30 protein-coding genes, 1 tRNA gene and 1 pseudogene are annotated in these 26503 nt (G+C 59.1%); 22 read left to right on the top strand and 10 right to left on the bottom strand.

Going from position 1 to position 26503, the window contains the following annotated elements; genetic code table 11:
* Positions 1-180 precede the first annotated feature (180 nt).
* Positions 181-1734 (top strand): ABC transporter substrate-binding protein, encoded by a 1554-nt coding sequence (locus N7U68_RS05435; RefSeq protein WP_165197479.1) that lies wholly within the window; start codon positions 181-183, stop codon positions 1732-1734.
* A gap of 79 nt (positions 1735-1813) precedes the next feature.
* Here the strand turns inward: N7U68_RS05435 and N7U68_RS05440 are convergent, their stop codons facing one another.
* Positions 1814-2719 (bottom strand): DMT family transporter, encoded by a 906-nt coding sequence (locus N7U68_RS05440; protein ID WP_241188146.1) that lies wholly within the window; start codon positions 2717-2719, stop codon positions 1814-1816.
* A 91-nt stretch (positions 2720-2810) separates the two neighbouring features.
* Positions 2811-3436: pseudogene (locus tag N7U68_RS05445) on the bottom strand (pirin family protein).
* Positions 3437-3581: 145 nt separating this feature from the next.
* Between N7U68_RS05445 and N7U68_RS05450 the strand changes: the two are divergent.
* From N7U68_RS05450 to N7U68_RS05480, 7 genes are all read left to right on the top strand, one after another.
* Entirely contained in the window at positions 3582-4727 is a 1146-nt protein-coding gene (locus N7U68_RS05450) for an alpha-hydroxy acid oxidase (protein ID WP_373322958.1), read from the top strand.
* 176 nt (positions 4728-4903) lie between these two features.
* The gene (locus tag N7U68_RS05455) at positions 4904-8344 is read left to right on the top strand and encodes a pyruvate carboxylase (RefSeq protein WP_263048492.1); all 3441 of its coding nucleotides are present in this window, start codon (positions 4904-4906) and stop codon (positions 8342-8344) included.
* 22 nt (positions 8345-8366) lie between these two features.
* Positions 8367-9167 (top strand): phosphodiesterase, encoded by an 801-nt coding sequence (locus N7U68_RS05460; RefSeq protein ID WP_263048493.1) that lies wholly within the window; start codon positions 8367-8369, stop codon positions 9165-9167.
* A 181-nt stretch (positions 9168-9348) separates the two neighbouring features.
* Positions 9349-9423: transfer RNA gene (locus N7U68_RS05465), tRNA-Gly, on the top strand.
* Positions 9424-9540: 117 nt separating this feature from the next.
* Positions 9541-9729, top strand: coding sequence for a PLDc N-terminal domain-containing protein (locus N7U68_RS05470; protein WP_263048494.1), 189 nt, complete (start codon positions 9541-9543; stop codon positions 9727-9729).
* Positions 9730-9748: 19 nt separating this feature from the next.
* The gene (locus N7U68_RS05475; RefSeq protein ID WP_263048495.1) at positions 9749-10807 is read left to right on the top strand and encodes a YihY/virulence factor BrkB family protein; all 1059 of its coding nucleotides are present in this window, start codon (positions 9749-9751) and stop codon (positions 10805-10807) included.
* Positions 10808-11214: 407 nt separating this feature from the next.
* Complete coding sequence (locus N7U68_RS05480; RefSeq protein WP_263048496.1) at positions 11215-12783, top strand: phospholipase D family protein; 1569 nt, start codon at positions 11215-11217, stop codon at positions 12781-12783.
* A 29-nt stretch (positions 12784-12812) separates the two neighbouring features.
* On the opposite strand, the gene N7U68_RS05485 is transcribed toward N7U68_RS05480, so the two are convergent.
* The gene (locus N7U68_RS05485) at positions 12813-13877 is read right to left on the bottom strand and encodes an AI-2E family transporter (protein ID WP_263048497.1); all 1065 of its coding nucleotides are present in this window, start codon (positions 13875-13877) and stop codon (positions 12813-12815) included.
* Positions 13878-13949: 72 nt separating this feature from the next.
* On the bottom strand, positions 13950-14681 hold the full coding sequence (locus N7U68_RS05490) for a Crp/Fnr family transcriptional regulator (RefSeq protein ID WP_165197463.1): 732 nt from the start codon (positions 14679-14681) through the stop codon (positions 13950-13952).
* A gap of 84 nt (positions 14682-14765) precedes the next feature.
* On the opposite strand from N7U68_RS05490, the gene N7U68_RS05495 reads away from it, so the two are divergent.
* Entirely contained in the window at positions 14766-15185 is a 420-nt protein-coding gene (locus tag N7U68_RS05495; protein ID WP_263048498.1) for a hypothetical protein, read from the top strand.
* Between the two features lie 16 nt (positions 15186-15201).
* On the opposite strand, the gene N7U68_RS05500 is transcribed toward N7U68_RS05495, so the two are convergent.
* A complete protein-coding gene (locus N7U68_RS05500; RefSeq protein WP_165197459.1) occupies positions 15202-15564 on the bottom strand; it encodes a phage holin family protein in 363 nt (120 codons plus the stop codon).
* A gap of 3 nt (positions 15565-15567) precedes the next feature.
* Positions 15568-15897 carry an ElaB/YgaM/YqjD family protein gene (locus N7U68_RS05505; protein WP_165197457.1) on the bottom strand — a complete coding sequence of 110 codons (330 nt, stop codon included), beginning with the start codon at positions 15895-15897 and terminating at the stop codon, positions 15568-15570.
* Positions 15898-16090: 193 nt separating this feature from the next.
* Between N7U68_RS05505 and N7U68_RS05510 the strand changes: the two genes are divergently transcribed.
* Positions 16091-16252: a DUF1328 domain-containing protein gene (locus N7U68_RS05510; protein ID WP_165197455.1), complete on the top strand. Its 162-nt coding sequence runs from the start codon at positions 16091-16093 to the stop codon at positions 16250-16252.
* Positions 16253-16334: 82 nt separating this feature from the next.
* Here N7U68_RS05510 and N7U68_RS05515 read toward each other — a convergent pair whose 3' ends face one another.
* Complete coding sequence (locus tag N7U68_RS05515; RefSeq protein ID WP_165197453.1) at positions 16335-17159, bottom strand: response regulator; 825 nt, start codon at positions 17157-17159, stop codon at positions 16335-16337.
* 129 nt (positions 17160-17288) lie between these two features.
* On the opposite strand from N7U68_RS05515, the gene N7U68_RS05520 reads away from it, so the two are divergent.
* The 7 genes from N7U68_RS05520 to N7U68_RS05550 all read left to right on the top strand — a co-directional run bounded on the left by N7U68_RS05520 (position 17289) and on the right by N7U68_RS05550 (position 22236).
* Positions 17289-17456 carry a NepR family anti-sigma factor gene (locus tag N7U68_RS05520; RefSeq protein WP_165197451.1) on the top strand — a complete coding sequence of 56 codons (168 nt, stop codon included), beginning with the start codon at positions 17289-17291 and terminating at the stop codon, positions 17454-17456.
* 8 nt (positions 17457-17464) lie between these two features.
* On the top strand, positions 17465-18007 hold the full coding sequence (locus N7U68_RS05525; protein ID WP_165198072.1) for an RNA polymerase sigma factor: 543 nt from the start codon (positions 17465-17467) through the stop codon (positions 18005-18007).
* Entirely contained in the window at positions 18004-19749 is a 1746-nt protein-coding gene (locus N7U68_RS05530; protein WP_263048499.1) for a sensor histidine kinase, read from the top strand. The genes N7U68_RS05525 and N7U68_RS05530 overlap by 4 nt, the downstream gene beginning before the upstream one ends.
* A gap of 82 nt (positions 19750-19831) precedes the next feature.
* Positions 19832-19972 carry an entericidin A/B family lipoprotein gene (locus N7U68_RS05535; protein WP_165197447.1) on the top strand — a complete coding sequence of 47 codons (141 nt, stop codon included), beginning with the start codon at positions 19832-19834 and terminating at the stop codon, positions 19970-19972.
* Positions 19973-20069: 97 nt separating this feature from the next.
* Positions 20070-20657 (top strand): imidazoleglycerol-phosphate dehydratase HisB, encoded by a 588-nt coding sequence (hisB, locus tag N7U68_RS05540; RefSeq protein WP_263048500.1) that lies wholly within the window; start codon positions 20070-20072, stop codon positions 20655-20657.
* A 5-nt stretch (positions 20658-20662) separates the two neighbouring features.
* The gene (hisH, locus tag N7U68_RS05545) at positions 20663-21301 is read left to right on the top strand and encodes an imidazole glycerol phosphate synthase subunit HisH (RefSeq protein WP_263048501.1); all 639 of its coding nucleotides are present in this window, start codon (positions 20663-20665) and stop codon (positions 21299-21301) included.
* Positions 21302-21303: 2 nt separating this feature from the next.
* Positions 21304-22236 (top strand): glutaminase, encoded by a 933-nt coding sequence (locus tag N7U68_RS05550; RefSeq protein WP_206295715.1) that lies wholly within the window; start codon positions 21304-21306, stop codon positions 22234-22236.
* Positions 22237-22273: 37 nt separating this feature from the next.
* On the opposite strand, the gene N7U68_RS05555 is transcribed toward N7U68_RS05550, so the two are convergent.
* Both N7U68_RS05555 and N7U68_RS05560 read right to left on the bottom strand, forming a co-directional pair.
* Positions 22274-22666, bottom strand: coding sequence for a DUF2147 domain-containing protein (locus N7U68_RS05555; RefSeq protein WP_263048502.1), 393 nt, complete (start codon positions 22664-22666; stop codon positions 22274-22276).
* Positions 22667-22831: 165 nt separating this feature from the next.
* A complete protein-coding gene (locus N7U68_RS05560) occupies positions 22832-23221 on the bottom strand; it encodes a DUF2147 domain-containing protein (protein WP_165197439.1) in 390 nt (129 codons plus the stop codon).
* Between the two features lie 136 nt (positions 23222-23357).
* Between N7U68_RS05560 and hisA the strand changes: the two genes are divergently transcribed.
* Positions 23358-24080 (top strand): 1-(5-phosphoribosyl)-5-[(5-phosphoribosylamino)methylideneamino]imidazole-4-carboxamide isomerase, encoded by a 723-nt coding sequence (gene hisA, locus N7U68_RS05565; RefSeq protein WP_263048503.1) that lies wholly within the window; start codon positions 23358-23360, stop codon positions 24078-24080.
* Positions 24080-24544, top strand: coding sequence for a DUF2867 domain-containing protein (locus N7U68_RS05570; protein ID WP_263048504.1), 465 nt, complete (start codon positions 24080-24082; stop codon positions 24542-24544). Before hisA ends, N7U68_RS05570 begins: the two co-directional genes overlap by 1 nt.
* A gap of 30 nt (positions 24545-24574) precedes the next feature.
* On the opposite strand, the gene N7U68_RS05575 is transcribed toward N7U68_RS05570, so the two are convergent.
* The gene (locus N7U68_RS05575; protein ID WP_373322961.1) at positions 24575-25030 is read right to left on the bottom strand and encodes a DUF302 domain-containing protein; all 456 of its coding nucleotides are present in this window, start codon (positions 25028-25030) and stop codon (positions 24575-24577) included.
* Positions 25031-25124: 94 nt separating this feature from the next.
* Between N7U68_RS05575 and hisF the strand changes: the two genes are divergently transcribed.
* From hisF to N7U68_RS05590, 3 genes are read left to right on the top strand one after another with little or no spacing between them, the layout of a single operon-like run.
* A complete protein-coding gene (gene hisF, locus N7U68_RS05580; RefSeq protein WP_263048505.1) occupies positions 25125-25889 on the top strand; it encodes an imidazole glycerol phosphate synthase subunit HisF in 765 nt (254 codons plus the stop codon).
* On the top strand, positions 25886-26200 hold the full coding sequence (locus tag N7U68_RS05585; protein WP_263048506.1) for a phosphoribosyl-ATP diphosphatase: 315 nt from the start codon (positions 25886-25888) through the stop codon (positions 26198-26200). The genes hisF and N7U68_RS05585 overlap by 4 nt, the downstream gene beginning before the upstream one ends.
* Positions 26201-26503, top strand: a complete 303-nt coding sequence (locus N7U68_RS05590) for a Dabb family protein (RefSeq protein ID WP_165197427.1) — start codon at positions 26201-26203, stop codon at positions 26501-26503.

Genomic DNA, 26503 nt, shown 5'->3' on the forward strand with positions numbered 1-26503 from the left:
ATAGCGTCATAATAACGTCGCTCTGTGCAATCCATACCTACGGTTGGCGAGGCCCAGTTTATTTGAACGACACGATGCTGCCAGTTCTAGCCTGCCAAGGGACAAAACCAAAAGTGGCCCAGCACCCGTACGGGGTGACAGGGCCAGTTGCATGAATGACAACAAACAGGGAGATACCTCATGTCTATTATTAACGGCGGACGGCTAGACCGACGCGGCTTTCTCAAGACAACGGCGGCGGGCGCAATCGCCGCCACACTGCCCATGGGCGGCGCGTTCGCGGCACCCAAGCGTGGCGGACACCTGCGCGTCGGCAAGGCCCACGGCCAGACAACCGACACGCTGAACCCCGGCACATGGGAAAACGGCTTTACCATCGGTATGGCAATGGCCATCCACGGCCGCCTGACCGAAGTGAAAGCAGACGGCACATTGGCACCCGAAGTCGCCGAAAGCTGGGAAGCAACGCCGGATGCGAAAGTCTGGACCTTCAAAGTGCGTGAAGGCATGACTTTCCACTCGGGCAAATCCGTCACCGCCGAAGATGTGGCCGCCTCGATCAACTTCCACCGTGGCGAAGATTCGACATCAGCGGCCGGTCCTCTGGTTGCGCCGGTCGAAAATATCCGCGTCGACGGCCAGAACGTCGTGTTTGAACTCTCGGGCGGCAATGCCGACTTCCCGTTCATCCTGAGCGATTATCACCTGACCATCCACCCCGCCAAAGATGACAGCATCGACTGGAAATCTGCGGATGGCTGCGGCAGCTATACGCTGAAGTCGCACAATTTCGGCGTCTCATGCACGATGGAGCGCAACCCGAACCACTGGCGCGACGATGTTGCCTTTTTTGACAGCATTGAAATGCTGGCACTGGTCGACCAGAACGCGCGCACCACGGCACTCGTATCCGGGGACGTGGATGTGGTTGACCGGATCGACCTCAAGACTGTCGGCCTGCTGGCACGTAACAAGTCAATCAACATCAATTCGGTTGCAGGCACGCAGCACTTTACCTTTGCGATGTCAGCCAATCAGGCACCGTTTGATGACAACAACGTGCGTATGGCCCTGAAATACGCGATCAACCGTGAAGAGCTGGTCGAGAAGATCCTCTTTGGCTACGGCTCGGTCGGTAACGATGTTCCGATTGGTCAGAACCAAGCGTTCTACAACACCGAACTGGAACAAAAGACATACGACCCGGACAAGGCAAAATGGCACCTCAAAGAGGCTGGCATGGACAGCCTGTCGGTCAGCCTCTCGGCTGCTGATGCCGCGTTTACCGGTGCAGTCGACGCGGGCGTTCTCTATCAGAACTCGGCCAAGGCCGCTGGAATTGATCTGAAAGTCGTGCGCGAACCCAACGACGGCTACTGGTCGGACGTGTGGATGAAGAAACCATTCTCGGCTGTCTACTGGTCGGGACGCCCTGTGCAGGATCAGATGTTCGCGACTGCCTATTCCTGTGGTGCTTCGTGGAACGATGGTTTCTGGTGCAACGAGAAATTCGACAACATCATGGTCGAAGCCCGCGCCGAACTGGATCCGGCCAAGCGCAAGGACATGTATTGGGAAATGCAAGAGATCGTATCGAACCAAGGTGCGATCATCATCCCGATGTTTGCCAACTACGTGTTCGCGACCTCTGAAAAGGTCAAGACGTCCGACGCCCTCGCGTCGAACTGGGACATGGATGGCGAACGCTGGGCAGAACGCTGGTCCTTCGCATAAGCCAGAACTGTCAGGTTCTTACCAAGATTGGGAAACCCCGGTGCATCGCACCGGGGTTTTTCACATTCACCAGCCGGGATCAGCTCTTGGTCTGGTGAAACACCGGGGTCACGGCCTTGCGCTTCAGCATCGCCTCGCGCCACGAGATAAAGCTGACAGCGCCCACGATCACCAGCCCCCCCAGAATAACAAAGGGATCGACACCTTCGCCAAAGAACACCGCGCCCAGCAGCACCGCCCAGACGAGTTGCAAGAACGTCACCGGCTGCGTCACGGATAGCGGGGCCGCGCGAAACGCCAGCGTCATGGTGTAATGTCCAGCAGTCGCGAGACAGGCCACCCCCGACAGGATCACCAACTCGGACAAGGTCGGCGTCACCCAGACCGGGATTGCCAGCGGCGCCAGCCCGATTGTCACGGTAATCGACAGCATACCGACCACAATGCTCGGAGGCATGTCATCACTGGCCAACTTGGCCAGCAGGTAGGACGCTCCGAAAAAGACGGCGGTGAACAGCATCGCCAAATGCCCCGGTCCGACCTCACGAAATCCGGGGCGCAGGATGATCAGCGCGCCCACCAGCGCCGCGACGACCGCCAGAACACGCCGCAGCGCCAGTGTTTCCCCTAGAAACAGTGCCGCCCCAAGCGTGACATAGATCGGGGACAGATAGTTCATCGCTGTCACATCGGCGAGCGGAATGCGCGCCATGGCAAAGAACCACAGCACTACGCCCAGCGTATGCGCCATGCCCCGCGCGACAAAGACACCCGTCATCCGCCGCGTCATCCGCAGTCGCAGCAATGACCGGGCCATCGGGATGAGAAACACCAGCCCCAGCAGATAACGCAGGAATGCGGCTTCCGCGGCCGGGATGCGCGGACCCAGAACCTTGACCAATGCTGTCACGCCGACAAAGAGTGTCCCGGTGACGATCATCCAGAAAATGCCCCAGCCGGGACGAGAGGGTGCGCGGGTATGCATAGGTGCACAAAAGGTCATTGACACAGCAATGTCGAGCCTGAACCGCCTATGCCTTTCATCTTTCTACAAATACCTGCCCTGCTCCTGCGTCTCAGGGCAGTGATATGAACACCTGATCATCGTCCGGCGGCAGCCGAAAGCGACCACTTTCCCATCCCCCTGCCGCCCACGCCTGTTTGGCGGCCTCTATCCGTTCCTGACTGGAGGCGGCGAAATTCCACCAGATGTAGCGCGGCCCGTTCATAGTCTCCCCCCCAGAACCATCACCCGGCCGCCCTCGGGACCGGTAGTCAATGTGATTGCGTCGCCGGGACGAAACACCATCATGCGCCCGGCCTTGAACCTTTCACCCGCGATCTCGACGGCACCGTGAGTAATGTATGCGCTGCGATCATCCAACTCACAGCGCCAGTGTGGATCATCTGGTTCGTGCCCAGCGAATCGCGGTGCTGAAACTCACCTTCATAGAGATATGTGACCGTACCCAGCCCGATATGCGGATGCGGGCGCACGTCGATCCCCTGCCCGGTCAGAAACTTCGCCGGGCCCATCTGGTCAAAGAAAATGAAGGGGCCGACCATATGCCGGTTGGGCGCGGGCAAGGCGCGCCGCACTTCGAAGCCTCCCAGATCGCCGGCGCGGTACGATCAACGTCTCGATATCGTCAACGCCACATGCGGTGGGGTTTTGTGGCTCCAACATCGGATTCCAGCGCATCTGATATTCTTTTCGCATATCTCGCGGGCGCGACGCGATCGTCCTTCTCTACTCATAGAGCCAGCACTCCCGCCGCACTCGCCAACCAACAGTCCCGCACAGCGCATGTGCAGGGCCGCTGGACAAAGTTGTGGACCGAGGGCAAATGTTGCTCATGATCTTACATGCAAAATACCCAGCCATAAGCGACCTCAAGGTCCGCGCACGCCAGCGCCTTCCACGATTTGTGTGGGAATACCTAGACAGTGGCACCGGTACGGAATGGACCAGTGCCGAAAACGGGCGTGCGCTCTCTCGCGTGACCCTTATGCCGTCCATCCTGCATGGTGAATTCGCGCCCGACCTCGGGGTTAATCTGCTGGGTCAGTCGCTCCCCCTTCCTTTCGGGATCGGGCCGGTGGGCATGTCCGGCCTGATCTGGCCCGACGCCGAGGGGCATCTGGCGCGCGCGGCAGCAGAGGCGGACATCCCCTACACCCTCTCCACCGTGGCCAGCCAAACACCCGAGGATGTGGGCCCACAGGCGGGTGACCATGCATGGTTCCAGATGTATCCGCCCCGTGACCCCGACATTCGCACCGACATGCTGAACCGAGCGCGCGCAGCGGGTTTTGGCACATTGGTGCTGACGGTCGATGTGCCCGTCGCATCGCGTCGCGAACGACAGGGGCGTTCCGGGTTGACGCAACCGCCGCGCTTGACGCCCCGCCTGATGGCGCAGGTGGCGATGCGTCCGGCATGGGCTGCTGGCATGGCGAAACGCGGCATGCCCCGGATGAAGATGATCGACAGCTATGCAGGCCAGACCAGCGGCCTGCCATCCAACCAGCACGCCGGTTATCTGCTGCGGACCTCACCCGACTGGGATTACCTGCATTGGTTGCGTGACGCGTGGGATGGACCATTCGTGGTCAAGGGTGTGCTCGACCCCGAAACCGTGCCTCGGCTGGAGGCGGCCGGCGTCGATGCGATCTGGACCAGCAACCATGGTGGCCGACAGTTCGATGCCGCGCCCGCCACCATCGACGCGCTGCCACATCTGCGCGCGCAAACCGACCTGCCGATCATCTTTGACGGCGGCGTGACCGGAGGACTCGATATTCTGCGCGCGCTAGCACTTGGTGCTGATTTCGTGATGATGGCGCGGCCTTGGCACTATGCGCTGGCCGCCCTTGGCCCGGTGGGGCTGACCCATTTGGTTGACATGCTGCGCCTTGATCTGATTGCGAACATGGGACAATTGGGCACCCGGACACTAAAGGAAGTCACCACACGCCGCATGCACGGGTAATGCCCCCTACCCGTCCGGGCAAGAAATTGGCCCCGACGGGCAAAGCAGCCCGGCCCGGCATTGCGAAAACCTTTCACAAATCCTACAAACCTTCAGAAATCGCGCTGCACTGCGGCAATATTCGGCTACACAGTGATCCAAAGCGCCAAGAATCGGCTAAGGGGGGACATAGGCCAGTGACTGATTTTCAGAAGATCCTGATTGCCAACCGTGGCGAAATCGCCATTCGCATCATGCGCGCCGCCAATGAACTGGGCAAACGGACCGTCGCTGTCTTTGCCGAAGAGGACAAGCTGGGCCTGCACCGCTTCAAGGCGGATGAAGCATACAGGATCGGCGAAGGTCTGGGGCCCGTCGCCGCCTATCTGTCGATTGATGAAATCATCCGCGTCGCGCGCGAATGTGGCGCGGACGCGATCCACCCCGGTTACGGCCTGCTCAGCGAGAACCCCGATTTCGTCGACGCCTGCGCCGCCAACGGCATCACTTTTATCGGCCCACAAGCCGATACCATGCGCGCATTGGGCGACAAGGCCAGCGCGCGGCGCGTCGCCATTGAAGCGGGCGTGCCCGTGATCCCGGCAACCGAAGTGCTGGGCGATGATATGGATGCCATCCGCGCCGAAGCGGCGAAAGTCGGCTACCCCCTGATGCTCAAGGCCAGCTGGGGCGGCGGCGGACGCGGCATGCGCCCGATCCAGTCGGAAAAAGAGCTGGAAGAAAAGGTGCTGGAGGGTCGCCGCGAGGCCGAAGCCGCGTTCGGAAATGGCGAGGGCTATCTAGAAAAGATGATCCTGCGCGCACGCCATGTCGAGGTGCAGATCCTCGGTGATAAGCACGGCGATATGTACCACCTCTACGAGCGGGATTGTTCAGTCCAGCGGCGTAACCAAAAGGTGGTCGAACGCGCGCCCGCCCCCTACCTCTCTGATGCGCAGCGCGAGGAAATCTGCAAGCTTGGCTACAAAATCTGCAAGCACGTTAATTACGAGTGTGCGGGTACCGTCGAATTCCTGATGGATATGGACACTGAGCAGTTCTACTTCATCGAAGTAAACCCGCGCGTCCAAGTCGAGCACACAGTGACAGAAGAAGTCACCGGCATCGACATCGTGCAGGCCCAGATCAAGATCGCCGAAGGCCAGACTATCGCCGAGGCCACCGGCAAGCCGTCACAGGCGGATGTGCGCCTGAACGGCCACGCCTTGCAGACACGTATCACGACCGAAGACCCGCAAAACAACTTTATCCCTGACTATGGACGCATCACCGCGTTCCGCGAGGCGACGGGTATGGGCATCCGCCTTGATGGCGGCACCGCCTATTCGGGCGGCGTGATCACGCGGTTCTACGACAGCCTGCTGGTCAAGGTGACGGCACATGCGCAGACCCCCGAAGCGGCGATTGCCCGGATGGACCGTGCGCTGCGCGAATTCCGTATTCGTGGCGTCAGCACCAACATCGCCTTTGTCGAGAACCTGCTGAAACACCCCACGTTCCTTGACAATACCTATCACACGAAATTCATCGACGAGACGCCTGCGCTGTTTCAGTTCAACCGTCGGCGTGACCGCGGCACCAAGGTTCTGACCTACATCGCTGACATCACGGTGAACGGCCATCCAGAAACCAAGGACCGCCCGCGCCCTCGTGCGGATTTGCGCGATGCCCGCCCGCCCGCGCTGCGCGCCAAACCACAGATGGGCACCCGCAACCTGCTGGAACAAGAAGGCCCGCAGGCGGTCGCCGACTGGATGAAAAAGCAAAAGCGTCTGCTGATCACGGACACCACCATGCGCGACGGGCACCAGTCATTGTTGGCCACGCGGATGCGCAGCCATGACATGATCAAGGTGGCCCCGGCCTATGCCGCCAATCTGGGTGGGTTGTTCTCGATGGAATGCTGGGGCGGTGCCACCTTTGACGTGGCTTATCGGTTCTTGCAGGAATGTCCGTGGCAGCGCCTGCGCGACCTGCGCGCGGCTATGCCAAACCTGATGACCCAGATGCTGCTGCGCGCCTCCAATGGTGTCGGCTACACAAACTATCCCGACAACGTGGTGCAGGAATTCGTGCGCGTCGCCGCCAATACCGGCATCGATGTGTTCCGCGTGTTCGACAGCCTCAACTGGGTGGAAAACATGCGCGTGGCGATGGACGCGGTGATCGAGGCGGAAAAGGTCTGTGAAGGCACGATCTGCTACACTGGCGACATCCTGAACCCGGACCGGGCCAAGTATGATCTGAAGTACTATGTCGGCATGGCCAAGGAAATGGAAGCTGCGGGCGCGCATGTGTTGGGGCTCAAGGATATGGCTGGCCTACTGAAACCTGCCTCTGCCCGCGTCCTGATACGTGCGCTCAAACAGGAAACCGGGCTGCCGATCCACTTTCACACCCACGACACGGCCGGCATCGCGTGTGCCACCATCCTTGCTGCCGCCGATGCGGGCGTCGATGCGGTGGATTGTGCGATGGACGCACTCAGCGGCAACACCAGTCAGGCCACACTCGGCAGCATCGTCGAGGCGCTGGCGCATACTGACCGCGATACCGGACTGGACATCGGTGCCGTGCGCGAAATCTCCGATTACTGGGACGCCGTGCGCGCGCATTATGCCGCATTCGAGAGTGGCATGCAGGCGCCCTCCTCCGAGGTCTATCTGCACGAGATGCCCGGCGGGCAGTTCACCAACCTCAAGGCACAAGCCCGTTCACTGGGGCTGGAAGATCGCTGGCCCGAAGTGGCCCAGACCTATGCCGATGTGAACCAGATGTTCGGCGATATCGTCAAGGTCACGCCCAGTTCCAAAGTCGTGGGCGACATGGCCCTGATGATGGTCAGTCAGGGCCTCAGCCGTTCTGAGGTCGAAGATCCCGCGCGCGATTTGTCATTCCCTGACAGCGTCGTGGACATGATGCGCGGCAACCTTGGCCAGCCTCCCGGCGGCTTTCCCGAAGCGATGCTGAAAAAAGTGCTGAAGGATGAGGTCCCCAACACCGAACGCCCCGGCAAACACCTGCCACCCGTCGATCTGGACCAGACCCGCACCGATCTGATCGCCGAGATGGAGGGCAAGTCCGTCGATGACGAGGATCTCAGCGGGTACCTGATGTATCCCAAGGTTTTCCTCGACTACATGGGCCGTCACCGCCTCTATGGCCCGGTGCGCAGCCTGCCGACGCATACGTTCTTTTACGGGATGCAGCCGGGCGAAGAGATCACTGCGGAGATCGACCCCGGCAAGACCCTCGAGATTCGCTTGCAAGCGGTCGGAGAGACCGGAGAAGATGGTGAGGTCAAAGTCTTCTTCGAGCTGAACGGCCAGCCGCGCGTGATTCGTGTGCCCAACCGACTGGTCAAGGCGACGACTGCCGCACGACCCAAAGCCGAGCCGGGCAACCCGAACCATGTCGGCGCCCCGATGCCCGGCGTGGTGGCCAGCGTTTCAGCCAGCGTCGGTGCCGAAGTCAAGGAAGGCGACCTGCTGCTGACCATTGAGGCGATGAAGATGGAGACCGGCCTGCATGCTGAACGTGATGCCATCGTAAAGGCCGTCCATATCCATCCGGGTGGCCAGATTGACGCCAAGGACTTGCTGGTGGAATTCGAGTAAACCATCACGACGGAGAAACCCAATGCGTAAAATCCTAGTGTTCACCGACATACATTTCGTCGAGCATGGCCAGCGCATTGGCCATCTCGATCCCGAAGAACGTTTGTTAGCGGGGCTGCGCCACGCACTCGGCGAAGTGCCGGATGCCGAACGGATCGTAATCTGCGGCGACCTGGCCCATCACGGGCGAGCCGCGCAATACGAACGCCTGCGTGCCGCACTGGCGGATTGCCCGCTGCCCGTGCATCTGATGATTGGCAACCACGACCGCCGCGCGGCCTTCTGCGCGGCATTCCCGGACGCACCGGTAACATCGACAGGCCATGTACAACAAGTTATCGACACTGGTGATTTTCGCCTGATCCTGCTTGATACGCTCGATGAGCAGGCTGAGGTCGAACATAGCGGTCGACTATGTGCAGACCGCTTATCGTGGTTGCGCGCCGCGTTGGACAGCTCCGGGGATCGCCGGGTCATCGTCTTTACCCATCATCCGCCAATGGATGTGGGTTTTGACGCGATGGACCGGATAGGCCTGACCAACAAGACCGAGTTGCTGGCGTTGCTGGGCGCGTATCCGAATGTCTGTCAGATCATCAGCGGCCACGTGCACCGCACAATCTCGGGCGGCGCGGGGGGCATCCCCACGGCTCTGTTCAAAAGCAGCTGCCACCAATCACCAATCATGCGCCCTGAGATGGATGAACATACTTCGATCGACGAACCGGGGGCCTTTGGCCTGCTCTATCTGATGGATACGGGCGTGGTCGTTCATTCCGAGGATTTCGACATTCCCGGACGTCGGGTGCTATTTTACGATTGATCCAACGGCGCGCCTGCGGCGCAGACCCATAGTCAGCATTCAGGCCATGCAGGCACTGGGGGTTACCCCTAAACCCCAATATGTTTACCGCAAGCAGATACGTAGCAAAAAATTGCCGCCGTGACGCGATTTGCTCTTGCCACCGCCGCGCGGAGTTTATATCTCCGCCCTACCCAAGGACGCGGGTGTAGCTCAGGGGTAGAGCGTTACCTTGCCAAGGTAAATGTCGTGAGTTCGAATCTCATCACCCGCTCCAAAAATTCAACAGATAATCTAGTATAATTGGCCTTCGGGCCCACGGGGCACCGTTGCGGAACCTCTGTGCTTTGTATGCGTTGACTGAACGACGCATACAAAGCACAGGAGACACGCTATGCTGGAAATCACTGGCCTAGGCGGCCTCGTCCTTTTGATCCTTGACTTGTGGGCCATTGTTTCGGTGGTCGGATCTTCTGTCAGCACTGGGCGCAAGGTATTGTGGATCCTGCTAATATTGCTTTTACCATTGCTGGGATTCATCATCTGGCTAATCGCCGGACCGCGTGGTGTGCGCGGCGTATGAGCCGTGCTAGACTGTCACCATGAGTAACGCCCCCGTTCAAAACGCAATCCTATCAGATGCCAATGCGGAACGTCCGTCAGAATTTGGCTGGAGAGTTTGGTGGCGTGTGGTGCGGCGCGTCTTCGCGCAAGCCGACGAACGCAATCTAGGTCTGATTTCGGCAGGTGTCGCATTCTACGCCCTGCTGTCAATTTTCCCCGCTCTCGCCGCGATCATCGCACTTTGGGGGTACGTGGCCGACCCGGTGATGATCGGAGAGCAGATGGATATTGCGCGACAGTTGTTGCCCGAGGACGCCTTTGCCATCTTGAACGATCAGGTCAGCGCACTTGTCACTGCCAACAACTCTACCCTGCAACTGACCAGCCTTCTGTCGCTGGTGCTGGCAGTCTGGACCGCGCGCAACGGGATCGCCGCGCTGATCCGGGGACTGAATTCGATCTACCGTGCACGACATCGCAGCAATCCGTTGCGCCGGTATGTGGTGGCGATTTTGCTGACGGTGCTGCTGATACTAGTCGCGGTGTTTGCTTTTGCCAGCGTCGTTATCCTGCCTGCCCTGCTCGGTTTTCTGGCGGTGCCTGCCCTGACAGAGGCCGTGATTTCGCTCCTGAAATGGGCAGTTGTGCTGCTGGTGGTGTTCTTTGGCATCTGCCTGCTCTATCGGTATGGTCCCAACCGGCGCGGTGCGCGGGTGCCATGGCTGACATCAGGGGCATTTTTGGCCTTGTTCCTATGGGCGGCAGGATCGGCAGCCTTCTCTGTCTATTTGCGCAATTTCGGCAGCTTTAACGAAGTCTACGGCTCGCTCGGGGCTGTGGTGGCCCTGCTGTTCTGGCTCTATCTCAGCGCCTATGTGGTGCTGCTGGGCGCGCAGATGAACGCCGAGCTGGAGTTGTCGACAACGCGCGATTCGACCATTGGCGACCCCGCTCCTGCCGGGCAGCGGCAGGCTTGGGTCGCAGATCATGTACTGGATGAAGATGGTAACCCCCATCTGGCCAGCACGGCACATTCCGCCGACGCTGGTCCTACAGAGGATCCGCCGATCGAGCCTGATAAAAAACTCCGGCTTTGACGGGAACCATTTCCTGCACTGCTGGTTACATTAGCAGACCGGCTTTCTGTCCCGCCGCGTCTCGCCCGGGTGTTTCCCCAAATAGCCCGGGTTCTCGTCCCAGCGTAGCTGATTGTCCCTCGGACTGCGCGTCGGCCCCTGCCATAACCTTGGCAGGGGCTTTTTCATGTGCCTCATCATTTTGAGGACCCCCGGGGTGGAACCGACAACAATTAGATGCGTTGTTGATCCGGGATATTTGCCTGCTATTCGTCCATCCTATTCGCGCATCGTGACCGCTTCAGATAATGTGGGATCAAGAAACTGTTTTATATACCGACCTGCTTCGCGCATATCCTGTTCGCCCTCCCGAAGCTGTTATTCGGCATGAGCACCCGCGATCATCCGACGTATTTCTGGAGACGCCTGTGAAACCTCAAACTGAACAGCAAGAAGACAAGAGCGAGGTTGGCGCACCCGTCACGTCGCTTAAAATCATGCTGACCGCGCAAGAGGCCTATCCGGTGCTCGAACGTGCCTTTCTCAATGCGCGTACTGAAATCAATGCCGGGTTCCGGGTCTTTGATCCGGGCACCCCGCTCTATTCAGATGAAGCGCGCGAGATCGGCTGTGACTGGTTCGATCTGCTCGTTCACACGCTGCGCAGGGGCGTATCGATCCGCTTCGTCATCTCTGACTTCGACCCGATAGGTGCACCACATCTGCATCGGCTCAGCAGTCGCACGCGCCGGCAGATGATTGCGGCACAGGAACTGGCCGGTGCGGGAACCTTGGAAACAGTCATGGACATGCACGCCGCGCGTGTCGGCCTGCTGCCAAGGCTGCTGTTTTATCCAATCGCACGCAAGCGTCTGGGCGATCTGGTTCGCTGGATCAACGGCCTGTCGCTGGCCCCTCGCCGTCGCTTCATGCAAGACGCTACACGCCTGCGCGGCCTGACCAAATTCGACGGTCAGGAAGTCCGCTGCGCACCCGGATTGCCGAACCTGTATCCTGCATCGCATCATCAGAAACTGGCGGTGTTCGATCGCGAAACCCTGTATATCGGCGGGCTGGACCTGAACGAGCGGCGGTATGATACGCTTCAGCACGCCCGCAGCGCCGAGGACACGTGGTATGATCTTCAGGTTCTCGCTTGTGGTCCGGTCGTTGCTGCGGCGAATGCCCATCTGAATAACTTTATCGATGTCATCAGCGGCGCAAAGCCCCCTTCCCCAGCCGTACCAGGGTTTTTGCGCACGCTCTCTTCCGGGCGTGTCGGCAGTATAATTTACATGTCCCCCCGAACGCGCGTTCGCGAAATCGAGGATGCACATCTGCGCCATATTTCCAAGGCGGAGAACCTTATCTACCTAGAAACGCAATTTTTTCGGCAGGTAAAGCTTGCCCGCGCCTTGGCCAAACGGGCCAAGGCCTGCCCCAACTTGCGATTGATCCTGATATTGCCAGCCGCACCGCAGGGTGCTGCCTTTTCCGGGCATATGGGCAGCGATGTGAAGTTTGGTGAATATCTGCAAACCCGCTGCCTGCGGATCCTCCGACGGGCTTTTGGGGCAGATCGGTTGATCGTCGCGTCGCCAGTACAACAACGCGCGGATGACAGTGACGGGCGTGATACATTGGCCGGCTCGCCGTTGATCTATGTTCATGCCAAGCTATCCATCTTCGACGATCATGCGGCTATAGTGTCGTCTGCCAATCTGAACGGACGCAGTATGAGGTGGGATACTGAAGCAGGGTTAGAGTTGACGAACCCGGCACATGTTGGCGCGCTAACCAACCGTGCCATGCGCCATTGGGTGCCCGACACTGGCGACGGAAACCATGCTGCCCGGTTTGAACATTGGGCAACAGTGGTGGCCGCCAACGCCAAGGCGGCACCGGAGGATCGCAACGGATTTCTCGTGCCCTATGATACAGCCCCCGCGCGTGATGCGGCCATGGCTGTGCCGGGCATGCCAGATGAACTCGTCTGAAATGTTTCGCTTGGGATCTGGCGTTGCTCTTAGCCGGTCGCTTGGTCCGGCGCGTCGTCATCCGTGTCGAAAATGTCCAGCATCGCCATTGTGATCACCAGCACTGGAATTGCAATAATGCCGCCAATCGGCCCCCACAACCATAGCCAGACGACGAGCGAGACAAACACCAACAATGGGTTTACGGACATATGCCGACCCACCAGCGCGGGCGTCAGAAACTGTCCCTCAGTGAGGTTAAGACACAAAAAGATGAGCGGAGGCACCACAGCCATCAGACCGTCAAACGCCACGATCCCTGCCAGCAACAGGCCAGCAGTAACGACCATCGGCCCGAGATAGAGTAGATAATTCAGGCCGGCGGCGGCGATCCCCCAGACAAGCGGCGCGGGCAAGCCGACAATCATCAAAGCACCCGCCAGTGCCGACCCGAGCACGATATTGATCACCGTCACTGTCAGGAAATAACGCGAAACAAGCGATTCGGCCGTTCCGAACCGTTGGCGCACGCGGCCAGCATCCGCAGGGCTACTGGTCACTCTGTCAGAAACCCAGTCATATATTCCCCGTCGAGTCAGCAGGAAGAAAAACAACGTGCCAAGAAACACCAATGCCTGCGCCACGATCACCGGCGCAAAAAACAGTGCGTCGGTCAATTTCGGCATGCCTTCGGCCACGTCATCGCCCTTCTCCGCAACGGTGCCGGCACTGGTGCCCAATGCTTCTTCGACTTCTTGGTTCATTTCTGAAAGCCCGCGGATGAGATCGCGAAACTGATCAACAAAATCGCGTAACTCCCAGCGAATTTTTGGCATCGCTTCGACCAGCCGCCAAATCAACGGCTCGATCAGAAACGCAATGGTGCCCACCAAAATCACACACAGCAACACGACACTCGACGCAACAAGCCCCTTCGGCATTCCCAACCGTTCAAAGATGCGGCTCAGCGGCGACAGGATCACCCCCGTCACAATTGCCAGAACCATCGGAGCAAGGATGTCTTCGGCCAGCTTCAATGCAACAAAAACGGCGATCAACGCCACAACGACCAGAGCAGTGCGTTGCGCCGCGTCGCGGTCAGATCGAATGGACATAATGGACACCTTTCAACGGCTGCCGCAGTAGTAGTTAGGATGGACAGCCTACGCTTGTCACGATCAGGCCGTTCAGATCAGAGGCCGCTGCATCGGCTCGCGGCTCTCGCTTAGTTCTGCCAACGAGCAGAGCTTGGGATAGGATAGAATCTTCAGTCGACTATTGCGCCAAGTTGCCACGCCTTGCTCGCGCAATTTCTTTAGCGTTTTGTTGGTGTGAACCAGCGACAAACCCAAAGCATCGGCAAGATCTTGCTGCTTATACGGCAGATGCATCTCACCATTTGTCAAAAGACCCAACGCATCCGCCCGGTCATGCAGCCTCACAAAGGCGCGTGCCACCCGCCCCATACCGTTCATGTGGCCGACAATCGCCAAACTTTCACCCAAGAGATGTTCCTCTACCGCAGCAAGCCAGGTCAGATCAAACGCGCGTTCCGGTTGATCGCGAAACAATGCCCAGACCGCTTTGCGATCGAAAACGCATAATGTCATTGGCGTCGTCGCTTCGACAGAGTGCTGCATTTCGCGCATCACGCCAGCCTGCAAGCCTATGAAATCACCCGGTAAAACGAAGTTTATAACCTGTCGCTCACCGTTTTCGAACGTCTTGTAGCGCAGGCCCATGCCTTGCAACACGGTAAAGAGCTGCGGGCTATTGGATCCCTCCATCATAAGTGTCGTTCCCGCCTCGACCTCCAGTTCGCCAGACTTGAACCGCTGCATGAAGTCCACTTCTTGATCCGACATATCCACGAACAAAGAAAGTTTTCTCAGCGGGCAGTTCTGGCATTCCGTCGGCATAATCACGCTCCTGTGCATACGTCATAGTTTAATGCGCGACGGGCAGATTTGTTCCATCATTGAGCAACATTCTGGGGATGAGAGATGTCCGATATCATGTGCCAAGAGGTCCCTAGCGAGACTCTGGATCAGATCGTGCGAGTCTATGTCGTGCTGGAATCCAATCCGATAATCGCCGCGGACCTGATCGGAACCCTTGAGACCACGTTTGCGTGCCGGGTGATCCATGCCAAGTCGCTATTGCAGTTGTCAGAAGAGCTGTCGGATACAGACTGCATCGACGCTGCTTTCCTTGAGTTAGGCGAAGAAGAGCTGATTCAGAGCGGGCTAGACCGATTTCTGCGGTCGCGCGGCGCGGGTCTGATCCTGACCCGCGGCGAACAACCTTCTGATGGTACTCAGCCTGTCGGTGCAACGATCCTCGTCCGCCCCTTCACAGAAGCCATGATTCTCGACGCGTTAAAGACCGCGCGCAAATCAGCTGGGGCGTCGCCGCCCCACTGAAGCAGACGGATGGACGTCAATCGCGACGTGACCGGGCCGCGCGACCGGCCTGCATCCCCATTGCAAACCCTTCGGCCATCTGCACGAACGGGGCTGCCGGTGGGGGTGGCGGCGGTGCGGCAGCAGGCGCAGGATCAGTCGTGACCCGCGACCGCCGAGAAGAAGCGATCGCCAGCAGGATCAGCGCGACGCCACTATAGAGCGCACCGATCACCGTGGCTGCGGTCAGCGGGGTTGAGACGATGACAATGAACATCCACAGGGCGACGGTGAGAAACCCTAGCCCCACGATCCCTAACAACACCCCGGCGGATGCCAGCGCAGCAGTTCGGGCCGCAGCGCGGGCATCTTGTCGCAATGAGTCAACGATTCCAAACATCCCTTATTTCCGCGATGTGACAAGGCCGATCAAAAACCCGACGCCGACGGCAATGCCGATGGCAGCCGCAGGTTGTTGACGAACTGCATCTGCCGCCTGCGCGCCCACATCCTCGGCCCGTGCTTGCGCATCCCGTAGATGCCGTTCTCCTTGCGCTCTGACCTCAGAGGCTGTCTCGCGCAGCTTGGCCGTGGCCTGATCGCGTTTTTCAACACCGATCTCTCCCAGTATCTCAGTGATTTTGGCGATGTCGCCTTTCAGCGTTTGGATCTGATCCGTCAGATCAGCAACGCTGGTGTCACCGGAACTACTGGTCGTTTTGGACTGTGCCATTTGGTATTCTCCATCTTCAGTAAAACATTGCGATTGTGCTGGTTCGGTAACGCAGACCCGCTGCAATAGTTCCCTTGAATATGCTCACCAATCATTCTGCCGCGGCTTTGCTTGCCGGGACCAACGTTCTTTGGAACTTCATGCCGACGACAGGGGTTGCAGACTCAACAGGACATGATGAAAGGAGCGCAAAATGCTGTACTGGGCCGTGATCTGTTTCCTGATCGCGATCCTTGCGGGTGCGTTCGGATTCTTGGGCGTCGCGTCAGCCTCTGCCGGGGTGGCGCAGTTGCTGTTCTATGTCTTTCTGGGGTTTTTCTTGGTGGCCTACGTCGTGCATCTCTTGGAGAGGTAAGGCATCCGTCCGTGACCATCGGAATCAACAAAAGGCCCCCAATTACGACAAGGAGGCCTTTTTAATGTGGTCTTCAACCCTATCAGGTGGTGATAGAGGCACTGCTGGCAAAGAACATCGCCTGACTTACTGCCGAATGAACCTGCTCTTCAGAGTATGGCTTGGTAATCAGAAACGCGGGTTCCGGACGTTCGCCCGTCAACAGTCGCTCGGGGAAAGCGGTGATGAACACGACCGGCACGTCGCCCTGCTCTTTCAGGATATGCGCCACCGCGTCGATGCCGGAAGATTTGTCCGCCAGTTGAATATCGGCCAGTATCATATCAGGAGGGTCTTTGCGCGCCATTTCGATCGCAGCATCCCGCGTACGCGCATTGCCGGTGACATGGTGGCCCATCTGCTCGACGATGGCCATTATATCCATCGCAATGATCGCCTCGTCCTCGATCACCAGAATGCGCCCCGTCACGGTTTTGGCCATTTCGCTACGTGCAATTCGCAGCAGTTCGACGGCTTCGTCTTCCTCGACGCCGATGACCTCACCAATCTGGTTTGTGGTTAACCCCTCGATGGCATGCAGTAGCAGAACCTCGCGGCTGTGTTTGGTCAATCCGGCCATGCGCCATTGCGCCCGCGCCTCGGGTGATCCGTCGCCCTCGCCGTCCGCCTGATCGACCGGTGCCCCGGAGGACACCCAGATCTGGTTGAACGCCTTGAACAACGCAACCTTGGCGGAATGACCAGCGTCGAACAGACTCCGGTCCTCCAGAATGGCCTCTAGCGTGGCCGCGGCATAGGTGTCTCCGGTTTTTTGATTGCCGGTTAGTGCGCGCGCATAGCGGCGAAGGTAAGGTAGCTCTTGTCCGATCAAGTCCGCTATGTTTGCGTGTCCCATCGTTTGCGTCATGTCGTCCTCAATTATTTTCTATGTTATCGGGAACCGAACGCCGATCAACGTGTTAGGTTCCCATCGGTAAGCGAAAAAACCGTTCGTGCAGCGCGGATCTAATGAAACGAACAGAAGAAGTTCGAAAATATGCCAAAAAAAAGCAGAGTAAAACGTTTGGAAGATGACATAGATAACAACCTTCGCCGGGTATACAGCGAAGCGGTACAAGAGCAGGTCCCCGACCGATTTACCAAACTGTTGGAGCAATTGCGTCAACAGGAAAGTGAAGATCGAGAGGATGGGCATCAGGTGTGACCGAATATATGGACCCCAAGGACGAGCTGGTGACACATCTGCCCGCAATGCGGGCCTTCGCCATGAGCCTGACGCGCAACGCAGCGACCGCTGACGATCTGGTACAAGACGCAGTCGTTAAGGCGTGGAGCAATTTTGACAAGTTCCAGCCCGGCACTAATCTGCGCGCGTGGCTGTTTACCATCTTGCGCAATACTTTCTACTCGTTGCACCGCAAGCGCCGCCGCGAAGTCGAGGATCCTGATGGGGTGATGGCGGATCAACTGTCAGAAAAGCCCGAACATGACGGGCGTTTGGCCATGAACGACTTCCGTACCGCGTTCGCCCAGCTTAATGACGAACAACGCGAGGCGCTGGTATTGGTCGGGGCAGAAGGATTCTCCTATGAGGAGGCCGCCGAAATGTGCGGCTGCGCTGTCGGCACAATCAAAAGCCGCACCAACCGCGCCCGCAAGAGGCTGGCAGAGTTGATGAATGTTGATGACGAGGACGAGTTGGAAATGACCGACGCTGCAACAATAGCCGTCATAACGGCCAAGCCAGCAGCATGAACCGTCTGCCTCGCGCAGACGGAACGCGGACGCAGATGCGGCTGGTCGTACAGTTGATTGCGATCCTCAGCATCGCGATACTGCCGCTGGGTTTGATTTCGGTCTATCAGACCTCTAACGTGCTGCGCGAAACGCGGTCGCTGTCGGCGACCGCGTTGTTGCAGAAAACCCAGTCAATCACGGCAGCAGAGCGCGAGCTGATTCAGTCTGCAATCGGTGCAGCCAAGGCAATATCCTCGGCCGCATCTGTACTGGGTTCCAGTACGGACACATGCGACGAGGTGTTCGCCCAACTCGTCCAGCAAGAAGCGCGCTATGTGTTTGCCGGATACGTCACCGAGGCAGGAGAACTGCGGTGCTCTTCTTCCGGTGAACACCAGCAGCTGTCAGAAGATGACGTTTTCGCCGACCATCAGGCCAATCTTGAACCGCGGGTCGAGACCCGCTCCAGCGCGGTTCTGAGTGGTCGGATCGTACTCAGTGTCAGCGTGCCGGTAATTGACAATGGCGCATTCCTTGGCGCGGTCTGGATCGCGATTCCCTACACGGTCGCAAACCAGCTGCTGACAGGTGACGATCAGGCTGTCGATCTCTTGATTTTCGATTCCAGAGGAGAGGTTCTGGCAACCGAAACTTTTGACGATGATCGGCGCATGTCCCAGCCCGCCGATATGAGATTGATCGACCTCGTACCGGGGCAGGCCCGCACATTTCAGCATCAAAATCGCGCCGGGGTAGAGCGCGACTTTGCCGTGGTCCCGATTGTCGAAGGTATCGTTTATGGTCTGGGCAGTTGGGAACCGCAACGCAGCGGCGCGTTGTTTGGGGCCACCTCGGCCATTGCGCTATATTTTCCACTGTTGATGTGGGCAGCGGCCATGATCGTGGCCTATTTCGGCATCAATCGGTTGGTGGTGCGGCACATCCGCCGGCTGCGCAACTGGATGCGCATGTATGCAGCAGGGCGTATTGATTTCAGCGAGGCCAAGCTCGACAGCGCCCCTGAAGAGCTGGAAGTCGTCGCCGAAGCATTTCGCAAAATGGCCCGCAAGCTGAGTGACCACGAACGCCGCCGCGAAGAGGATCTGGCGGAAAAAACTATTCTGCTCAAGGAAGTCCACCACCGGGTCAAGAACAACCTGCAACTAATTTCCAGCATCATGAACATGCAAATCCGCAAGTCATCCAGCCCGGAGGCACGCACGCTCTTGCGCCGGGTTCAGGATCGGGTGATGGCTCTGGCTGCAATTCACCGCACATTATACACCGCGCGCACCCTATCGGTGGTACCCGCCGATAATCTGCTAAAGACGATTGTCGGCGAGTTGGTCAAAGTTGGCGGGACCGAGGATGGCGACCGTCACATTTCGGTCTCGACCTATATTTGCCCGGCAGAGATCACCCCGGATCAGGCTGTGCCACTGTGCCTCTTGGCGACAGAGGCTGCCATGAACGCTGTCAAATACGCGGGGCCCAGCCATGGAAAACCCGCATGGATGCAAGTAATCCTGCATGATGAAGGCGACAACATCTATTGCCTCAGCGTTGTAAACTCCCGCGATGAAACGGCAAAACCTATTGATGATGGCACACCGTCGGGCCTCGGCTCGCAACTGATCGAATCCTTTGTGATGCAGCTCGACGGAGAACTTAAGGTGACCGACCTGCCCCACCGCTACGAAGTGCATGTCACTTTCAAGGCACAAGAGGCCGACCTTAGTTCAGAGCATGTCGATTACTGATCCCGACGCCCGTAGCGCCGGAACCATTGCCGGTGCAGCGCGTTCTGTCTGTAGAACGAGCCATAAACCAATGGAGCATCCAATGACTTCGACGCTACGCTGTATGATCGCCGCCATGACTCTGTTTGGCCTCGCCGCCTGCGAAACCGTACAAGGTGCCGGCAAGGACATCCAATCGGCTGGCAAGGCGATCACCGACACAGCCGAGGACGCGGAAAGCTGACCATTGGCAAATGGTGCAATCCGCATGTTGCTCGCCCTTGGCGTGACAGGGGCTTGTCCCTATAAGGGCGGCACATTCCCTTGGACAAGAGATCACCATGCGCCGTGCCACAGTGACCCGCAAGACAAACGAGACTGATATTACTGTCGAAATCGCCCTCGATGGTTCTGGTATGTATGACAATGAAACCGGTGTCGGTTTCTTCGATCACATGCTGGATCAACTCGCACGCCATTCGCTGATCGACATGACCGTGCGTTGCGCGGGGGATCTGCATATCGACGACCATCACACTGTCGAAGACGTCGGCATCGCGCTGGGTCAGGCCTTGAACGAAGCACTGGGCGACAAACGCGGCATCCACCGTTATGGCAGTTGCCTGCTGCCGATGGATGATGCGTTGGTGCGCGCCGCACTGGACTTGAGCGGACGCCCCTATCTGGTCTGGAACGTTGACCTTCCCACCGCCAAAATCGGCTCGTTCGACACCGAACTGGTGCGCGAATTCTTTCAGGCGCTTACCACTCATTCCGGTATGACACTGCATGTGGATGCCCTGCACGGGATCAACAGCCACCACATCGCCGAAGCAGCGTTCAAGGCAGTTGCCCGTGCGCTGCGGTCGGCGATTGAGACGGATCCACGCAAATCGGACGCGATCCCGTCCACCAAGGGGGCGCTGTAGGCCACATGAGCACCGTCATCGTCGATTACGAGAGCGGCAACCTGCATTCCGCCGAGAAAGCGTTTCAGCGCATGGCACGCGAAGGCGACGCTGGCGATGTTGTCGTAACCTCGGACCCCGAGGTGATACTGGCAGCCGATCGCATCGTGCTGCCCGGCGACGGTGCCTTTCCGGCCTGCCGTGCGGCGCTGTTCGATCATCGTGGTGTCTATGAGGCGATCCACGAGGTTGTAATCACGCACGGCCGTCCGTTTCTGGGCATCTGCATCGGAATGCAGATGCTGGCCACACGTGGGCTGGAATACGCTGAGACGCCCGGTTTCGACTGGATCGGCGGTACCGTCGCGCCGATCATCCCCAGCGATAGTATGCTGAAGGTACCGCATATGGGGTGGAACGATCTGGTCGTGGACCAGAGCCATCCGGTCCTGGCAGGAGTTGAGACCGGGCAGCACGCCTATTTCGTACATTCGTATCAGTTTCAGGTGGCCGACCCTGCGCATCTGCTGGCGCATGTGGACTACGCGGGTCCCGTAACCGCCATCGTCGGGCGCGACAATATCATCGGCACGCAGTTTCACCCTGAAAAGAGCCAGCATACCGGGCTGTCTCTGATCGCCAACTTTCTACGCTGGCAGCCCTGACGGTGGAGGAGGATAAGCTTCAGCGTATTCTCGATCAGGTCGCTGACGCGGCCTTTGCTACTGCGGACAAGGGACGCGTCGCCGACTACATCCCCGAACTGGCTGCCGTTGATCCTGACCAATTCGCCATCGCTGTTGCCCGTCCCGGCCACCCGACGCTGACCGCTGGTCGGGCGCAAAAAGCCTTTTCCATTCAATCGGTTTCCAAGGTCTTCACCCTCGCCGTAGCCTTGGGGAAACTCGGTGATCGGCTCTGGAACCGTGTCGGGCGCGAACCCTCGGGGCAGGCCTTTGACAGTGTGATCTTGCTGGAGCAGGAAAAGGGACGCCCGCGTAATCCGTTTATCAACGCCGGTGCCATCGTAACCACCGACGCCGTTCTTGAAGGCTCCGAACCCAAGGAAGCATTGGCCGCCATCCTGAGATTTGTGCGTGAGGCGGCAGGCGACGATGCCATCCATATCAACGACAGCGTGGCACAATCAGAGATCGCTACCGGGCACCGCAACTTTGCGTTGGCCCATTACCTGCTGTCGCATGGCAATCTGCAACACCCGCCGGAATTGACGCTGGGCACGTATTTTCACCAATGCGCCATTGAGATGAACTGCGCACAGCTGGCCGATGCAGGGTTGTTCCTGACCGCCTGCGACGGCGCGCCACGCATGGTATCACCCAGCCGAATCCGCCGGATCAACGCGCTGATGATGACCTGCGGACATTACGATGGTTCGGGCGATTATGCCTACCGCGTCGGCCTGCCCGGCAAGAGCGGCGTCGGCGGCGGTATCCTGACCATCGCACCCGGCATCGCCTCCATCGCCGTCTGGGCGCCGGGGTTGAACCGCTATGGCAATTCCAAGCTGGGAACAGAAGCGATGCAGCGCCTGACGGATCTCACCGGATGGTCAGTATTCGGCGCGGCTGCGGGCTAGGGTCTGCACCCCTGCGCCCGCAACGGTCGCGGCGTCCTTACTTCACCCGCTTCCAGATCTGCCCCTGACACACTGGGCCAACACAGCCTTTCACTTTCAGGTTGTTGCCGCTCAGCTTCATCTTGGCATCATATTCCTTGCGGTGCGCGGGCACGTAGACCCGGCCATCGCCATAGTTTCCGCCGCCCTGCACCGACATGTCCCAGAACAGACGCTTGCCGACGTTGGGTGTTACGACCTCTTGGCCGTTCGGTGCGTAGGCTTTGATGATTGTGCCGCACATCATGGCGCCGCAGGGTTTGATCTCGATATGGCCAATCTGGCCCTTGGCGTCGGGCGGTGCTTGCCAGACACCCTCGACAGGGTCTTTGGCGAATGCAGGGGCTGCAAGCACAACAACGGCGATCAGTGAGAAAAGAGTTGTTTTCACCGGCGTATCCTCCACCAGCGAACCCTCGGCCGGAGGGCGCGTGTCCCGACTCTGTTGCCGGAACACGCGAGGATTTAGGGCCATGCGCCCCACCCGTCCACAAGAATCATACGGGTACGGGCACAGGGGCAATTTTTCCCGCCCGACTGTGGCGCAGCTGCCAGATTACTTGACCTTCTGCCAGGTTCCGCCATCACGGCAGATACCCAAGACGCAGCCGCTGACTTTCAAGGTGGCCCCATTGAGTTGCAGCTTGGATTTGTAGGTCTTGCCACGGTCCGGCGAATAGACCTTGCCGGTATATGCGCCGCCACCTTTGTTCACAGTCTCGGAGATGATCTTGCGTCCGATATTGTCGGATTTGATCTCTTTACCATCCGGACCGTACGATTTGACTAGCGTACCGCACAGTTTGGCACCGCATTGATCAACTTTGATCAACCCCGAATTACCGTTGTCATCCGCAGCCGTACGCCATGTGCCCAGCAGCGGTTCGGCTGTCGCCATGCCCGCGCCCATCAAGACCGCGACGGCGGCCAATGCAAATTTGTTCATTTGGTTTCCTCCTCGTTTGTGGGTCGGACCTTGCGGGCAACCACCCCTGCGGATCAACAATGACGTTGGGTCGCGTTGCATTCCCGGCGAGCTCATGCCTAGAAGCAGGGTAACAAACACGATTCAGGACAGACCCATGATCCTATACCCCGCTATTGACCTCAAAGACGGTGCAGCCGTGCGCCTGCTGCGCGGAGACATGGCACAGGCCACCGTGTTCAACGACGATCCGGCGGCGCAAGCATTACAATTTGTCGAGGCCGGTTGCGAATGGCTACATCTGGTGGACCTCAACGGCGCATTCGCAGGTACACCGGTGAATGCCGCGCCAGTCGAGGCGATTTTGCAACGCTGCAAGGTGCCCGCACAGTTGGGTGGCGGTATTCGCGACATGGCCACGATCGAGATGTGGCTGTCCAAGGGGCTGGCCCGCGTGATCCTTGGCACGGTCGCGGTAGAGAACCCCGATCTGGTGCGCGAGGCCGCCCGCGCGTTTCCCGGTCAGGTCGCCGTGGGCATCGACGCTCGTGGTGGACGCGTCGCAACCAAGGGCTGGGCAGAGGAAACGGATGTGGACGTGACCGACCTCGCCCGCAGTTTCGAGGATGTTGGCGTAGCCGCGATCATCTACACCGACATTAACCGCGACGGCGCGATGCAGGGGCCGAACATCGACGCCACGGCGGCACTGGCCCGCGCGGTCAGCATCCCGGTGATCGCTTCGGGCGGCGTCAGTTCGTTGCAAGACCTGATCGCGCTGCGCGATTGCGGAGCGCCACTTAACGGCGCGATCTCGGGCCGGGCGCTATATGATGGCGCGTTAGATTTGCGCGAGGCGCTGACGACACTGGCAAGCTGATGTTCTACCCCGACGTAAAAACTGTCCCGCTGCCCGCGAAGTGCCGCCTGTGGTCATTCCACGACGACGGTGACTTCATTGACGGCTACCGCGTCGCGGCCCCGTTCACACCACGCGAAGCGGCTGAAATCGCAATGAAGTTCCCGGCATGGGTTTACGCCCTGATGGGGCTGCGGCAGATCGTGATGTGGCCCTTTGGGCTCAAAGGGCGCGCGGCTGGCAGCGATACCATTTCAATCTTTCCGGTGACCGAAGAGTCGGACAGCGAGATGATCCTTGGGTTCAACGACAAACATCTCGATTTCCGTATCGCCATCTTCTCGACCGGCAGCCATGTGCATTGCGGCACATGGGTGCGGCGCAATAACTGGCTGGGCCGCGCCTATCTCTTTGTCATCATGCCGCTTCACGTCTTTATCACCCGGCAGATGTTGGCGCGTGTCGCGCGGGCCGCTCGGACCTGATCCAACACCAGCCTGCCGCGACACGCGACGTCACATGCCTGACGCCTTGCCCGTCAGCTTGCCCAATGCGCCGGTCATCTTGGCGATATACTCCGCATCGGGTGTGATCCCACCCAGACCGGACAGCATCGCCTGCGGATCCGCATAGGCCAGCCAGACTTGCCCGGCGCCGTCGCGATAGACCAGCACCCGCAACGGCAGGTAAAGTCCGGCCAGCGGATCGTCCTGCATCGCCGGTGTGCCCAGCTTGGGATTGCCAAAGATCAACAGTTGCGCCGGGTCCAGCGCCATATCCACCGACGCCGCACCGCCAGCGTGATCCACGCGGGCAAAGACCGTGGCCCCTGCCCCGGTTACTGCCGCCTCCAATGCGTCCATCGTGGCCGTCACGTCCTGCGCCGATTTCACCTTTACGATATCATCCGACATAGCCAGTGCCGGACCTGTCACCCACAACAACACCAGTGCCGCAATAATCCGTTTCATCGCCAATCCCTCCATCTGATTTCTCCTCTATCCTCTGGCATCCTCCGGCGATTGCCCATAAACGATTGCGTGACATGCAAAGGGCGGCAAAACCATGCTCAAAACCCGTATCATCCCCTGCCTCGACGTGGCCGATGGCCGTGTGGTCAAGGGCGTGAACTTTGTCGGTTTGCGCGACGCCGGCGATCCGGTCGATGCCGCGCGCGCCTATGACGCTGCTGGGGCCGACGAGCTGTGCTTTCTCGATATTCACGCCACACACGAAAATCGCGGCACCATGTTCGACGTGGTCAGTCGCACCGCAGAGCAATGCTATATCCCTCTGACTGTGGGCGGTGGGGTCCGCACGCCCGCTGATGTACGCGCGCTGCTGCTGGCTGGTGCGGACAAGGTCAGCTTCAACTCGGCGGCCGTCGCTGACCCCAACGTGGTGCGCGCCGCCGCCGATCAGTTCGGCAGCCAGTGTATTGTCGTTGCGATCGACGCCAAGACCGTGTCGCCGGGAAAGTGGGAGATTTTCACCCATGGCGGGCGCAAACCCACAGGTATCGATGCGGTCGAATTCGCCCGGCTGGCCGCAACCAATGGCGCCGGCGAAATCCTACTGACCTCGATGGATCGTGATGGCACACGCGCGGGTTTCAATCTGCCGCTCACCCGCGCGATCAGTGACGCCGTGGATATCCCGGTGATCGCCTCGGGCGGTGTCGGCTCGCTCGATCACCTTGTTGCAGGTGTGCTTGAGGGCGGGGCCAGCGCAGTGTTGGCGGCGTCGATCTTCCACTTCGGCGAATTCACCATTCAAGAGGCTAAGGACCATATGGCTGCCGCCGGTATCCCGATGAGGTTGGCCGCATGACCCTGAACGATCTCGCCACGATCATCGCCGCCCGCGCGGACGCCGATCCCGATAGCAGCTGGACCGCCAAGCTATTGGCCAAAGGCCCCGAAAAATGTGCCGAAAAGTTCGGTGAAGAAGCGGTTGAGGCCATCATCGAAGCGGTAAAGGGCGACCGCGCCGCGCTGACCTCTGAGGCCGCTGATGTGCTGTTTCATCTGCTGGTGATGCTGCAATCCCGCAACATAGCCCTTTCAGACGTCATGGCTGAACTGGAACGCCGTCAGGCCCAGTCCGGGCTGGCCGAAAAGGCAGCTCGCGGGACCAGCTGAATGATACGCCACATCGTCTTTTTCAGCGCCACTGACACGTCGCGCATCGAAGAGGTTCGCGAAGGACTGATGATGCTCTCAAAAATCCCGCATGCGCTGCGGTTCGAGGTGGGTCGAAATCTGCAAACTGACCCCATAGCCGGGCCGGTTCCCGATTTGGTGGTCTATGCGGAATTCGCCGACGAGTCCGCGCTCGCGGCGTTCAAGGCGCATCCAACCTATGCGGCCTGCACCGCCCATGTGCGCCCCATGCGCGAAATGCGCATTGCTGCGGATTTCACATCTGATCTGCCGCTGACATAG

The sequence above is a fragment of the Roseovarius pelagicus genome (assembly GCF_025639885.1).
Taxonomy (GTDB): Bacteria; Pseudomonadota; Alphaproteobacteria; order Rhodobacterales; family Rhodobacteraceae; genus Roseovarius; species Roseovarius pelagicus.